Annotated in this window: 11 protein-coding genes; 6 read left to right on the top strand and 5 right to left on the bottom strand. The window is 71.6% G+C overall.

The features are described 5' to 3' along the window. Positions 1 to 87 precede the first annotated feature (87 nt). Entirely contained in the window at positions 88 to 1128 is a 1041-nt protein-coding gene (gene mgrA, locus ACIQCZ_RS04240; RefSeq protein ID WP_402279525.1) for an L-glyceraldehyde 3-phosphate reductase, read from the top strand. Between the two features lie 513 nt (positions 1129 to 1641). Here the strand turns inward: mgrA and ACIQCZ_RS04235 are convergent. From ACIQCZ_RS04235 to ACIQCZ_RS04225, 3 genes are all read right to left on the bottom strand, one after another. Continuing rightward, the gene (locus ACIQCZ_RS04235; protein ID WP_402279522.1) at positions 1642 to 2100 is read right to left on the bottom strand and encodes a hypothetical protein; all 459 of its coding nucleotides are present in this window, start codon (positions 2098 to 2100) and stop codon (positions 1642 to 1644) included. 22 nt (positions 2101 to 2122) lie between these two features. Beyond that, complete coding sequence (locus ACIQCZ_RS04230; protein WP_402279519.1) at positions 2123 to 2986, bottom strand: class I SAM-dependent methyltransferase; 864 nt, start codon at positions 2984 to 2986, stop codon at positions 2123 to 2125. An 84-nt stretch (positions 2987 to 3070) separates the two neighbouring features. After that, positions 3071 to 3883, bottom strand: coding sequence for a prepilin peptidase (locus tag ACIQCZ_RS04225; RefSeq protein WP_402279516.1), 813 nt, complete (start codon positions 3881 to 3883; stop codon positions 3071 to 3073). A gap of 103 nt (positions 3884 to 3986) precedes the next feature. Between ACIQCZ_RS04225 and ACIQCZ_RS04220 the strand changes: the two genes are divergently transcribed. Next, complete coding sequence (locus ACIQCZ_RS04220) at positions 3987 to 4370, top strand: DUF192 domain-containing protein (RefSeq protein ID WP_402279514.1); 384 nt, start codon at positions 3987 to 3989, stop codon at positions 4368 to 4370. A 130-nt stretch (positions 4371 to 4500) separates the two neighbouring features. Here ACIQCZ_RS04220 and ACIQCZ_RS04215 read toward each other — a convergent pair whose 3' ends face one another. Both ACIQCZ_RS04215 and ACIQCZ_RS04210 read right to left on the bottom strand, forming a co-directional pair. Continuing rightward, positions 4501 to 5739 (bottom strand): hypothetical protein, encoded by a 1239-nt coding sequence (locus tag ACIQCZ_RS04215; RefSeq protein ID WP_402279511.1) that lies wholly within the window; start codon positions 5737 to 5739, stop codon positions 4501 to 4503. A 31-nt stretch (positions 5740 to 5770) separates the two neighbouring features. Further along, positions 5771 to 6355: an XRE family transcriptional regulator gene (locus tag ACIQCZ_RS04210; protein ID WP_351085461.1), complete on the bottom strand. Its 585-nt coding sequence runs from the start codon at positions 6353 to 6355 to the stop codon at positions 5771 to 5773. A gap of 202 nt (positions 6356 to 6557) precedes the next feature. Here ACIQCZ_RS04210 and ACIQCZ_RS04205 point away from each other — a divergent pair, with 202 nt between their 5' ends. The 4 genes from ACIQCZ_RS04205 to ACIQCZ_RS04190 all read left to right on the top strand — a co-directional run bounded on the left by ACIQCZ_RS04205 (position 6558) and on the right by ACIQCZ_RS04190 (position 12096). Further along, positions 6558 to 7706 carry a Zn-dependent alcohol dehydrogenase gene (locus ACIQCZ_RS04205; RefSeq protein ID WP_402279508.1) on the top strand — a complete coding sequence of 383 codons (1149 nt, stop codon included), beginning with the start codon at positions 6558 to 6560 and terminating at the stop codon, positions 7704 to 7706. Beyond that, positions 7703 to 9133, top strand: coding sequence for an APC family permease (locus tag ACIQCZ_RS04200; RefSeq protein WP_402279505.1), 1431 nt, complete (start codon positions 7703 to 7705; stop codon positions 9131 to 9133). The genes ACIQCZ_RS04205 and ACIQCZ_RS04200 overlap by 4 nt, the downstream gene beginning before the upstream one ends. 309 nt (positions 9134 to 9442) lie before the next feature. Further along, the gene (locus tag ACIQCZ_RS04195; RefSeq protein ID WP_402279502.1) at positions 9443 to 11437 is read left to right on the top strand and encodes a hypothetical protein; all 1995 of its coding nucleotides are present in this window, start codon (positions 9443 to 9445) and stop codon (positions 11435 to 11437) included. Positions 11438 to 11511: 74 nt separating this feature from the next. Beyond that, complete coding sequence (locus tag ACIQCZ_RS04190) at positions 11512 to 12096, top strand: hypothetical protein (RefSeq protein ID WP_402279500.1); 585 nt, start codon at positions 11512 to 11514, stop codon at positions 12094 to 12096. Positions 12097 to 12101: the final 5 nt, after the last annotated feature.

The raw sequence follows: 12101 nt of genomic DNA, 5'->3' as shown, positions 1-12101 counted from the left end.
CGGCGGTCCCCGAAGCCGCCACATTACTGCGCAGGCGGCACACCGGCCCAACCCGGCCTGTCACAAGTCCGTGATAAGGAGAGAAACGTGACTGATTCTCCTCTCTTCTACCGCGCAGCCGATTCGCGCTACGACTCCATGGAATACCGCCGCACCGGCCGCAGCGGTCTCAAGCTCCCGGCCGTGTCCCTCGGCCTCTGGCACAACTTCGGCGACGACCGCACGCTGGACTCCCAGCGGGCGATCCTGCGCCGCGCCTTCGATCTCGGGGTGACCCACTTCGATCTGGCCAACAATTACGGGCCGCCGCCCGGCTCCGCCGAGCTCAACTTCGGCAAGATGTTCCGGCAGGACTTCGCCCCGTACCGGGACGAGCTGATCATCTCGACCAAGGCCGGCTACGAGATGCACCCCGGCCCGTACGGCGAGTGGGGCTCCCGTAAATATCTGCTGTCGTCGCTCGACGCCTCGCTGAAGCGGATGGGGCTCGACCACGTCGACATCTTCTACTCCCACCGCTTCGACCCGGACACCCCGCTGGAGGAGACGATGGGGGCGCTGGCCTCCGCCGTGCAGCAGGGCAAGGCGCTGTACGTGGGTGTGTCCTCGTACAACGCGGAGCAGACGGCCGAGGCGGCCCGGCTGCTCAGGGAGATGGGCGTCCCCGCCCTGATCCATCAGCCGTCCTACTCGATGATCAACCGCTGGATCGAGGACGACGGGCTGCTCGACACCCTGGAGACGGCCGGTATGGGCTGCATCTCCTTCGTGCCGCTCGCGCAGGGCCTGCTCACGAACAAGTACCTGACGGGCATCCCGGAGGGTTCGCGGGCCACCCAGGGCAAGTCCCTGGATCCCGGTCTGCTCTCCGACGAGGTGATGCGCCGGCTGAACGGGCTGAACGACATCGCCCGGCGGCGCGGCCAGTCGCTCGCCCAGCTGGCACTCAACTGGGTGCTGCGGGACGGCCGGATGACATCGGCGCTGATCGGCGCGTCGAGTGTGCGGCAGTTGGAGGAGAACGTCGCGTCGCTCTCGGGGCAGCCGTTGTCCGACGAGGAGTTGAAGGAGATCGACACCTTCGCCGTGGACACCGCGGGCACCAACATCTGGGCCGGACGGAGCTGACGGGGGCGGTCCTCGCGGGCCGGTCGGCGGGGCTCAGGGCCTGTCGGGCGCAGCCGGCCCGTGGCCGGCACGCGGTCCGCCCGGGGGCGGCGCCGCCCGGCCACAAAAAACGGGCCGGTCCGTGGGGGGGGATACGGACCGGCCCGAGGGGGGGTTTCCACCATAACCCTTCGTAAGTGATGCTGCGTGCCACGCCACTCCACAATCACTCTCCGAGTTCACCGGACTCCGCTGCGAGCACGGTGTCCGGTTGACGCCTCAGAGCCTGTCGGGTGACCTCGGACCGGATGGCGGACGCGGTCCGGTGCGTGCGGTTCCGAGGCGGGGAGGGAGTCGACGCCGGGCGTCGGCGACCGACGACGACGCGGCGAGGCGAGGTACCGGGGCACGCGAGCCCGGCATGATCCGAACGAAAGGCCCCGGTGCTGTGACGGCCCGGGGTCTCCCGGCCCGTCCGGTCGCCGTTCCGTCCCACGGCCCGGTGGGCGCGGAGCCCCTGCGGCGGGCCCGCCGTCAGCTCCTCGCCGGTGCGCCCCGGTGGCCGCGGGTGAAGCGGATCGCCACCGTGTCGCCGCCGATGACGACGAAGCGTCCGCCTTCGCACCGGATGACGGCCTCGTGCACCTCGCCCCGCTCGTCCCTGCGCTCCTCGGTACGGGTGACGGTCCAGCCGCCCTCGGGCGGTCGCGGCAGGTTCGGCACGGTGGCGAACTCCCACTGTCCCGACGGTACGCACCAGTCGGGCAGCTTCGGCCAGGCGCCGGGGCCGACGTGCAGGGTCCCGTCGGATGCGCAGGTCAGGAGCACCGACTGGCCGTCGGCCAGCAGGAATTCCACGGCTTCCGGCTCCCCCATCCGCCCCTCCGGCCGGTAGTAGACGCCGAGTACCTCGACGATCCGCTCGCCCCTGAGCCAGTCGGCCCTGCCCTGCCGCGGGACACGCGGTGCCTCGTCCTCGTCGCCCACCCTCATGGCCGGTTCCCTCCCCATCCGCTCACCGTCCAGGGTCGCATCCTCCGGGCGGAAGCAGGGGGCCCGGTTTACGGGCCTCGATCAGGAACCGGGTGGTGTGGGCGACGAACGGCCCCTCGGTCTCGATCCGGTGGTGCAGCTCGGCCAGGCGCGGCCGGTACTCCTCGACGGTGAAGCCCGGCACCATCCAGATCACTTTCCGCAGGAAGTAGACGACGGCGCCGATGTCGAGGAATTCGGTGCGCAGTCTCTCCGCGCGCAGGTCGACGACCTCCAGCCCGGCCGTCTCCGCGGCTCCACGCGCCTGCTCCGGGTCGCGGGCGCGGCGCACCTCGGGCGGCTGCGGGCCGAGGAAGTACTCGACGAGTTCGAAGACGCTGGCCGGGCCGACCTGTTGCGAGAAGTACGTGCCGCCGGGGGCGAGGACCCGGGCGATCTCCGCCCACCAGGTGGTCACCGGATGCCGGCTGACCACCAGGTCGAAGGCGTTGTCGCCGAACGGCAGGGGCGGCTCGTCCGCGTCGGCGACCACGGCCACGCCGAGCGGGTGCAGGAGGGCGGTGGCGCGGGCGATGTTCGGCGGCCAGGACTCGGTGGCGACGGTGAGCCGCGGCAGCTTCGGTACGGAGGCGAGAACCTCGCCGCCCCCGGTCTGGATGTCGAGCGCGGCCCCGGCCCGTCCCATCCGGTCCGCCATGGCGCGGGCGTAACCCCATGAAGGGCGCTGTTCGGTGGCCCGGCCGTCGAGCCAGGAGAAGTCCCAGCCGTCCACGGAGACGGTGGCGGCCTCGGCGACGAGGGCGTCGAACCTCGCACGTTCTGCTTCCGCGCCGGCTGCGTGCGCCGCGTCCGGCGCTCCTGGCGCCTCTTCGGGTGTTCCGGACATACGTGAAGGGTGTCAGCCGGGAACCGGTCCGCGCGACCTCAATACCGCGGCGTCAGGGCCGTCGGCCGGTCCGCCCGGCAGCGGTCACGCGGCAAGCCCGCCGAGCAGCATGCCCAGCAGCGCGCCCGTCAGCATGAACGGCCCGAACGGGATGCCGGTCCTGCGTCCGGCGCGCTTCAGGACCATCAGCCCGAACCCGTACGCCGCGCCGAGCAGGAACCCGGCGAACCCCCCGGCGAAGAGCACGGGCCAGCCGTACCAGCCGAGTGCGACGCCCAGGGACAGGGCGAGCTTGACGTCCCCGAAGCCCATGCCGTTCGGATTGATGAGGAAGAGCAGGAAGTAGAAGGCGCCGAGCGCCGCTCCGCCGAGCAGGGCGGAGAGCCAGGATCCGCCGTGCTCCGGGAGCAGCGCCGCCATGCCCAGGAGGACGACGACGGTCGCGGCGGCGGGCAGTGTCAGGCGGTCGGGCAGGCGGTGCACGCGACGGTCGATGGTCGCCAGGAGTACGCCCACGGGGGCCAGCAGCAGCCAGACGGCGAGCTCGGGCCGCGCTCCGGTGGCCGCCGCGAGTACGGCACAGGCGAGCGCGGTGGCGACGGGGATCAGGACGCCGGGGGCGTAACGCGCCGTGGACGGCGCGGGGTCGCCCGCCTCTTCGCTCCGGTCCCCCGGCTCGGCGCCCGGGGCGGCTGCCACCGGCACCGCCGCCGCGCACCGGGCGCACCGGGTGGAGCCGAGCCAGCCGCGGGCGGCACCCGTCAGGGCGTGGCCCGCGGGGCAGCTGTCCCGCCAGGCGTCCTCCGGTTCGACGGAGAACCGGTAGGCGGCGCGCGGGACCAGCAGTCCGGCCGCCGCGCCCCAGAGTGCGGCGAGCGCTGTCAGCATGGCGTACACGGAGCAGACCCTAGGCGGGCGGCGGGCACGGGGCATGGGTCCAGGGGCCCACTGCGGTCCGTTCCGGACCCAGCGGAGGTCACCGGGCGCTACCGTCTTGGCCATGGCTCAATGGCGCAATGGGAACGGCACGTTGACGGTCACCGATCCACAGGGAGGGCAGGAACCGGAGATACCGCTGCGGATCGCGGCCACGTACCGGGCCAGGAGCCGGGGACTGCTCGGCCAGGACGGGATCGACGGCGCCCTGCTGATCACCCCGTGCGGGAGTGTGCACACCTTCCGGATGCGGTTCGCCATCGATGTGGCGTACCTGGACCGGAAGTTCCGTGTCGTCGCCGTCCACACGATGAAGCCGGGCCGGCTCGGGATGCCCCGGCTGCGGGCCCGTCATGTGATCGAGTCGGAGGCCGGGGCGATGGAGAAGTGGGGGCTGCGGCCCGGGGCGCGGGTGCGGATCGTCCAGACGCGGGAGAGCCGGGGCTGAGCCCGTCCCGAACCCCGACGCCCGGGGGCGCGCGGTCCGCGGCGTGACCACGGAGTCCGTGCAGCCCGGCGAGAACCGACGCCCGGGGCGCGCGGCGCCCCGCGCCCCGCCGGGCCTGCCCCGGCCGGGCTCACGGAGGGCCGGAACCGAGCAGCGTCCATGCCCCGTAGGCCGCCGAAGCCACCGCGAGCACGGCCACGACCGTCACCGTGCGGGCCGTGGTGCGCAGCCGCAGCAACGCGACGGCGGGCGGCAGGAGCAGCGGGAACGCGGGCATCATCAGCCGCGGTCTGGACCCGAAGTACCCGGAGCCGATCAGCGCGACGACGACGACGGCGACGCAGTAGGCGAGTACGGGGAGCGGCTGGCGCTGCCGTACGCACAGCAGCACCACCCATCCCAGGCCCGCCAGTGCCGCGCACAGCCCGAGCGCGGCGGGCAGCGGCAGCCCGAGGACGAACGAGGCGAGCGCCGCACCTCCGTCGATGCTGTTGCCCCACTGCGCCTGGACGTCGAAGTACGCGAACGGGGCGCCGCGCCGTACGGCGACGAACACCACGTACGCGAGCCAGCCCAGCGGCGCGAGCGCGACACCGGTCAGCATCCGCGCGTTGCGCCGCACGATGCCGTCGGTCCGGCCGGCCCGGTGCTCGCGTACGAGCGTGACCGCGGCGGTGATCGCGAGGGCGGCGATGAGCGCCGCGGCGGAGGGCCTGGTCAGCCCGGCGAGCACGCACAGGGCGCCCGCCACGATCCAGCGCCGGGTCAGTACGGCGTACAGCGACCAGGCGGCGAACGTGGTGAACAGTGTCTCGGTGTACGCCATCGACTGGACGAACGCCGTCGGGTACACCCCCCACAGCGCGGCCAGCAGCACCCCGGCCCGGCGGCCGTACAGATGCGCCCCGACGGCGAAGATCCCCCAGGCGGCGAGGAGCGAGGCCACCCAGGCGACCAGCAGTCCGGCGCCCGCGAGGGAGAGCGGGGTCAGCTCGGCGACCGCCCGTTCCAGAGCGGGCAGCAGCGGGAAGAAGGCCAGGTCCGGATGGACGCCGCCGTTCGGAAGGGTGACGGTGTACCCGTAGCCGTTCTCGGCGATCCGCTGGTACCAGACGGAATCCCAGCGCCCGCCGAGGAGGTGGAGGGCGCTCTTGCCGGTGTGGGACGCGGCGACGGCGAGGACGACGAGACCCGTCAGGCGCACGGCCGCATACGCCCCGAGGGCCGGTGCCGCCGCCGCGAGGGTCGTGGCGAACCGGCCGCGTACGGGAGGCCGGGGCGGCTGCGGCGTTCGGTGCGGTGCGTCGCGCTGCCGCACGAGCCGCTGTGCGGCGGCGGTGGCCTGAGCGGCCGGATCGTCGTCGGGCATGCTGTCGATTATCGCCGCGGCGCCGGCGGGGTCACGGCCGGAGCTTGGTGCGGGAGAGCGGCAGGGCGGGGGCGATCGACCAGAGGACCTCGGCCTCCTCCTCGCCGGGGTTGTCCCAGGCGTGCGCGGCGCGGGCCGAGAACGTCGTCGAGTCACCGGCCTCCAGGAACCTGGGCTCGCCGTCCACGCTCAGCCGCAGCGTGCCGCGGACCAGGTAGGCGAAGACGGTCTCGGCCTCCAGGCTGTACGCGCCGCCCGAGCCGCCGCCGGGCCGCAGGATCGTCCGCATGACCTGGACGTGCCGTTCCTCGGCCGGTGTGAGGAGGAACTCCTCGATGCCGTGCCCGCCCATTTCCAGCTTGGCGCCCAGACCGCCCTTGACGACGTCCTGGTCCGGATAGTCGAAGAGCGCGGCGATCCCGGTGCCCAGTGCCTCGCAGATACGGATCAGGGTCGGGACGGAGACCGAGGTCTTGCCGCGTTCGGCGAGGCTGACGAACCCCTTGGTCACGCCTGCGGATTCGGCGATCTGAGCGAGCGTCAGCCCTTGTGCCCGGCGGAGCTCACGCAGCCGCGGACCGATCGTGGACATGTGGCTGTCAGAGGCTTCGGACATGGCGGACACGCTACCTGTCGAGGAGGTCACGGTCGGTGGCCGGGGACAAACGCAGGTCAGAAGGGTCTTTACCCATCGAGTTTAGTGCTGTAAAACTTTGACGAAAGTTTAATGGCGCTAAACAAGGCGTCCGGGTGGGCCGCTGTGCCGCCCTTCCCCTCCCCCTCCCCCGCCCGTACCGCACCATCCGAGGAGTAAGCCGATGAGCTCCCCGTCTTCCCAAGAGAGCACCGCGCGCACCGTGCGCGGCGTCGTCTTCCGCTCCCCGGGGCAGGAGGTGACCGTCACCGACGTCGCCCTGGCCCCGCCAGGCCCCGGGGAGGTCGAGGTCGCCGTCGCGGCGGCCGGTGTCTGCCACTCCGACCTCCATGTCATCCGCGGCGAGTGGGACCACCCCACCCCGGTCGTGCTGGGGCACGAGGGCTCGGGCGTGGTCACCGCCGTCGGCGAGGGCGTCACCGGTCTCGAACCCGGCGATCATGTCGTGCTGTCCTGGGTCCCGTCCTGCGGCACCTGCCGCTTCTGCCTCTCCGGGCGTCCGGCCGCGTGCAGCCTGGTCGCCGAGGTCGTGGCGCCGGGCGGGGTGCTGTACGACGGCACCAGCCGGCTCTCCGTCGACGGCGAACCGGCCCACCACTACCTGGGCGTCTCCTCGTTCGCCGAGCGCGTCGTGGTCCCCGCGTCAGGCGCGATCAAGGTGCGCGAGGACGCGCCCCTCGATGTGATCGCCCTGGTCGGCTGCGCCATCGCCACCGGTGTCGGCGCGGTCCGCAACACCGCGGGGGTCGAGGCCGGGGCCACCGTCGCCGTCATCGGCTGCGGCGGTGTGGGCCTGTCCTGTGTGCAGGGCGCCCGGCTGGCCGGGGCCGGCCGCGTCGTCGCCGTCGACGTCGTCCCCGAGAAGCTGGAGCTGGCCCGTCGGCTCGGTGCGACGGACGCGGTGGACGCGCGTGACGGCGATGTCGTCGAGGCGCTGCGGGCCCTGGTCCCGGAGGGCCTGGACTACGTGTTCGACGCCATCGGCAAGATCGAGACCACCGAGCAGGCCATCGCCGCGCTCGGTCAGGGCGGCGCCGCCGTCATCGTCGGCCTGCCGCCGACCGGCCGCACCGCGCGCTTCGACCCGCTCGCGCTCGCCGAGGCCGACCAGCGCATCCTCGGTTCCAACTACGGCTCGGTCGACGCCGCCCGCGACATCCCGGCGCTGGTGGACCTCGTGGTGTCGGGTGAGCTCGACGTGGAATCGATGATCTCGGCACGGCGCCCGCTGGACGAGGCGGGCGACGCCCTGGCCGACCTCGCCGCCGGCCACGCCCTGCGCCAGCTGCTGATGATGGAGGACCGGACATGAGCACCGCCGGAAAGCAGGCCGCGCCCGGAAAGCCGGCCGACGGCCTGGCCCACCGCTCCGTCTCCACGTTCGAGGTCGGCGCGCAGAGCGTCGCGAACGTCGCGCCCAGCGCCGTCATCGCGTTCGCCCCCGCCAGCATGGCGGCGTCCGCCGGCAACGGCGCCTGGTTCTCGTTCTTCCTGGCCATGGCCGCCGTCCTCGCCATCGCGTACTGCATCTGCGTGTTCGCCCGCCGCCGCGCCGGGGTCGGTTCGCTGTACGCCTTCTCCCGCCTCTCGCTCGGGGCACCGGGCTCCTTCGTGACCGGGTGGGCCCTGCTCATCGGCGCGGTGTGCATCGGTTCGGGTTCGCTCGCGGGTGCCGGGTACTACACGGCGCGCGCCCTCGACCAGATCGGCATCGGGATCTTCACCGGTGTCACGGGGCAGATCCTGCTCGATCTGCTGCTGGCCGCCGTCGCGATGCGGCTGACGATCGCCAGTGTGCGGACGGCGGCGCGCGTCGCATCCGTGCTGGAGGTCGTGTCGATCGTCCTCATCGTCGTCGTGCTGGTCCCCGCCTTCTTCAAGAGCGGGAACATCATCGACACCGAGCAGCTGAGCCTCAGCGGCTCCACCCTCGACGGTGTCGTCTTCGCCGTGGTGCTGGGCGTGCTCGGGTTCGTCGGCTTCGAGGGCGCCGCGTCGCTGGGGGCCGAGGCCACCGACCCGTACAGGGCGATCCCCCGCTCGGTGATGGGCAGTGCGGTGCTGGCCGGTGTGCTCTACATGTTCGCGACATACGCACAGGTCGCCGGGTTCGGCGGGGCGGACGCGCTGGCGAAGAGCTCCGACCCGATGGACGAACTGGCGGAGCTGTCGGGCCTCGGCTTCCTGAAGTTCTTCCTGCACGCGGGCTTCGCCGCGTCGTTCGTGGCCGTGGTGATGGCCTGCATCACCGTCGCCGCCCGGCTGCTGTTCGGGATGGCGAAGGAGGGTGTGATGCCGGCCCGGCTCGGTGTCGCCCACCCCCGTCACCGGACCCCGTCCGTGGCGATCTGGGCCGTCGCCCCGTTCGTCGCCGTTCCCGCGGTGCTCGTGGTCGGCGCCGGGACCGCGCCGCTGAACGCGACGTCGTACATCGACACCATCGGTGTCTTCGGCTACATGCTCAGCTACACCCTGGTGTGTCTGGCCGCGCCGCTGTTCGTACGCCGGATCGGGGCCCGCGGCCTGCTCGTCACCTGGGGTCTGGGGCTGATCGGCGCCGCCGCGATGATCTACGTCTTCTACCGCAACCTGTGGCCGGTCCCGGCCTGGCCGCTGAACGTGCTGCCGTACGTGTTCGTCGGCGCGCTGGTCGTCGGCATCGTCGGCTTCGCCGTGCTGCGGATCCGGAGGCCGGAGGTCGCCGAACGCGCGGGGACGTTCGCGGACGACCTGGACTGACCCCCCGGCGCGGGTCCGGACCGGCCGCCCCATGGCCGGAACCGGGCCACCGTCCCGGACCCGGACCGGCCGCCCGGTGGCCGGTCCGGACCCGCGCCTCTCCTGTCCGGTCCCCTGTCTCCCTCTCCCCCGCTCTCCCGACGCCCTGCTCCCCCGCACCCCGCGGGCGGGGCGGGGCATCGCCCGTTGGGCCCGACTTTGGGGCCAAGGGCCCAGGTCACCCGGCCCGCGCCCCCGTACGCTCACGCCAGACCCGTATGTACAACTACGGGAACAGGCATGGCAGATGAGCGTCGGGGAGGAAGAACCGTGACGGGTGGCGGGGGCTGGGGAAGCGGAAGCACGGGCCACATACCACCGGGGAGCGGGGGTGGTGGCTCCGGCGCGGGCGGTGGCGTGTTCTTCGCCCTGACGCGTAGTTGGGCCGCGGGTGCCCTGGTCTACATCGCCGCCGGATACCTGGTGTCGCGCGGGCTCGTCGAGATGCTGGCCACCGACCAGCGGCTCACGTCGTTCGGCTGGCGGCTCGCCCTGCTGCATGTGCCGAACGTCATCACGACCGTGCTCACGGTGCTGGCCGCGGCCCGCGTCCTGCCCGACGAGCGCCGCGAGTCGCGCCCGCTCACCCTGCTCGCCGCGCTCGGCGTCCCGCTGGCCGCGCTCCTGTACGGATTCGCGGTGTCCTGGCATCTCGTGGGCCTCGAGGGCACGTTGATGCCGGTCGTCACGCTCGTGACGGGTTCGGCCGCGGGACTCGCCGTCGACCGGCTGCTGGACGACCGCGAGGAGCAGGCACCCGTGCCCCACTCGTACTCGTGGCGGGACGGCGGAGCCACCGCGATGGAGTACCTCGGGGTGATCGTCCTCGTCGTCACGCTGATCGGCGCGATGTCCATGGCGGGCGTGGGCGGCCAGATCGGCGAACGCATCCGCTGTGCGATCAGTTCGATGGGCGGCGGCGGTGCCGCCTGCTCCACGGGCGGCGGGACCACCACCGCGAAGCCGAAGACGGACGCCGACTACGAGCCCAAGATGTGCCAGGTCTCCAGCGTCTCCGACACCGTCGGCGACAAGGTCAAGATCGGCTGGTTCGAGTGGGGCAACGAGTACGGCTTCCAGCAGAAGGTCAGCCAGGCCAAGACCGATGTGAACGGCGACGGCAAGGTCGACGAGAACGACAAGCTGGTCTACATGACCTTCACGGACGCCGCCTCGGCCGGCGCGACCGCCAGCACCCCCGGCATCAAGCTCGGCAAACTGGGCAAGGCGGATGTGGACGTCGGCGGCGGTATCAAGATCACCAACGGTGACACCTGGGTCTTCAAGAGCGAGGAAGAAGCCAAGAAGATGCGGGACGACATCGAGGAAATGAAGATGTGGGAGACCTCCACCAAGTACAGCGGTGGTTACGGCGGCGGCTGGTACTCCGGCATGAAGTGGGCCGACAAGAAGAAGGACGTCGAGAAGAAGATCGGCGACAAGAAGATCTCCTACTCGACCATCGGCCTCAACGCGTACGCGGACGGCGGCCTCTCCATCAGCGCGGGCGACGACACCAAGCTCGGCGCCAAGCTCGGCGGCAAGGCCAAGTTCTCCCCCGAGGTGACCATCACCAAGGACGACGTGAACGGCAACGAGTCCTACACCTACACCGCCAAGCTCGAACTGGAGGGCAAGGTCGGCGGTACGGCCGGTCCGCTCGGCGGCACGGCCGCGGCGAAGGACAGCCGGACCGGCGCGATCACCGTCACCCGCGACCAGAAGACCGGCAAGATCGTCCGCATCGACATGACCCAGACCCTCGAAGGCGGCGCCCAGTCCGACAAGGGCGACATCAGCGGCGACAACGGCAAGAAGGACGGCGACAAGCGCGGCGGCAAGGTCAGCGGCACCGACTCCTCCAGCGAGACCGGCATCGAGGTCCTGACCAACTCGATCGTCTTCGGCAAGGACACGGACCAGGCCACCGAGGACAAGCGGGCCGTCGCCGAGCAGTGGCTGAACGGCTCCGGCGACAACACCGCCCCGTTCGAGTACATGTTCGGCGACCACTCCATGCAGCAGAAGCCCACCGGAACCGACCCGTTCGAGCAGCTGATGTTCCAGGACGGGCTGTCGAGCAGCATGAAGTACCACGGTGAGACGGACGCCCAGGAGTTCGGCTTCGAGGTGTCGCTCGGCATGAGTCTCGGATTCTCCATCTCGGACGAGCACAAGAAGGAGACACTGACGGACGCACAGTTCCTCGGGGCTCCGCAGGGCGACAAGCGCTCGTACCTTCCGTACAGCTACTGCGCCAAGTAGCCAAGGCGGTCCGGCTACGGCACGGTACAGCTACGGCACAGCACCGACCACGCACGACGAAGAGGCGATAGGCGATGACGACGACGATGAAGATGTCCCGGGCAATCGGCGCAGCTGCTGCCGCCGCCATCGGCCTCACCCTGCTCACCGGCTGCGGCGGCGACGCCGCCGCACTCCCGGAGGGCTGGGGAAAGCTCGACACCAAGAGCCTCTCCGTCGGCTACCCCGAGAACAAGGGGTACAAGGAGCAGTCCGCGGCCGACCGCGCCAAGGCCAACGCCGCCGTCGCGCTCAAGGAGGAGGGCGGGCTGCACAGCGGCATGGTCTCCGTGCAGCTCGACTTCGCCACGGGCGTGGACGACGCCGCTGAGGCGGCGGCGGCCGCGGGTGCCGGTATCGGTCTCGGGGCGACCCGCAAGAACACCTCGGACGTGCGGCTCGCGGGCGTGGAGAGCGCCCGCGAGGCGCGCAGGATCGACTACGAGTTCACGTCCAGCGGCGAGGACCGGACCCCGGCTCCGGGCACCCCGATGACGGGTGTCGTGGTGGCGGGCGTCGATTCGAAGCATGTGCCGTTCGCGGTCCGGATCAACGCGGTGAAGGGCTCGCTGAGCCGGCAGGACCTCGACGCGTTCGTCGATTCGATCACGGTCAAGTAGCGGAT

The organism is Streptomyces sp. NPDC093149 (assembly GCF_044754145.1).
In the GTDB taxonomy this organism is placed as follows: Bacteria; Actinomycetota; Actinomycetes; order Streptomycetales; family Streptomycetaceae; genus Streptomyces.
Note: the sequence above shows the minus strand (reverse complement) of the source record. Positions and strands in the feature narration are given on the sequence as shown.

What these genes read in the sequence shown, in the direction of transcription:
- ACIQCZ_RS04200 (WP_402279505.1), top strand. Translation starts at nt 7,703, where the DNA reads ATGAGCACCGCCGGAAAGCAGGCCGCGCCCGGAAAGCCGGCCGACGGC.
- ACIQCZ_RS04215 (WP_402279511.1), bottom strand. Translation starts at nt 5,739, where the DNA reads ATGCCCGACGACGATCCGGCCGCTCAGGCCACCGCCGCCGCACAGCGG.
- ACIQCZ_RS04230 (WP_402279519.1), bottom strand. Translation starts at nt 2,986, where the DNA reads ATGTCCGGAACACCCGAAGAGGCGCCAGGAGCGCCGGACGCGGCGCAC.
- ACIQCZ_RS04205 (WP_402279508.1), top strand. Translation starts at nt 6,558, where the DNA reads ATGAGCTCCCCGTCTTCCCAAGAGAGCACCGCGCGCACCGTGCGCGGC.
- ACIQCZ_RS04210 (WP_351085461.1), bottom strand. Translation starts at nt 6,355, where the DNA reads ATGTCCGAAGCCTCTGACAGCCACATGTCCACGATCGGTCCGCGGCTG.
- ACIQCZ_RS04220 (WP_402279514.1), top strand. Translation starts at nt 3,987, where the DNA reads ATGGCTCAATGGCGCAATGGGAACGGCACGTTGACGGTCACCGATCCA.
- ACIQCZ_RS04235 (WP_402279522.1), bottom strand. Translation starts at nt 2,100, where the DNA reads ATGAGGGTGGGCGACGAGGACGAGGCACCGCGTGTCCCGCGGCAGGGC.
- ACIQCZ_RS04190 (WP_402279500.1), top strand. Translation starts at nt 11,512, where the DNA reads ATGACGACGACGATGAAGATGTCCCGGGCAATCGGCGCAGCTGCTGCC.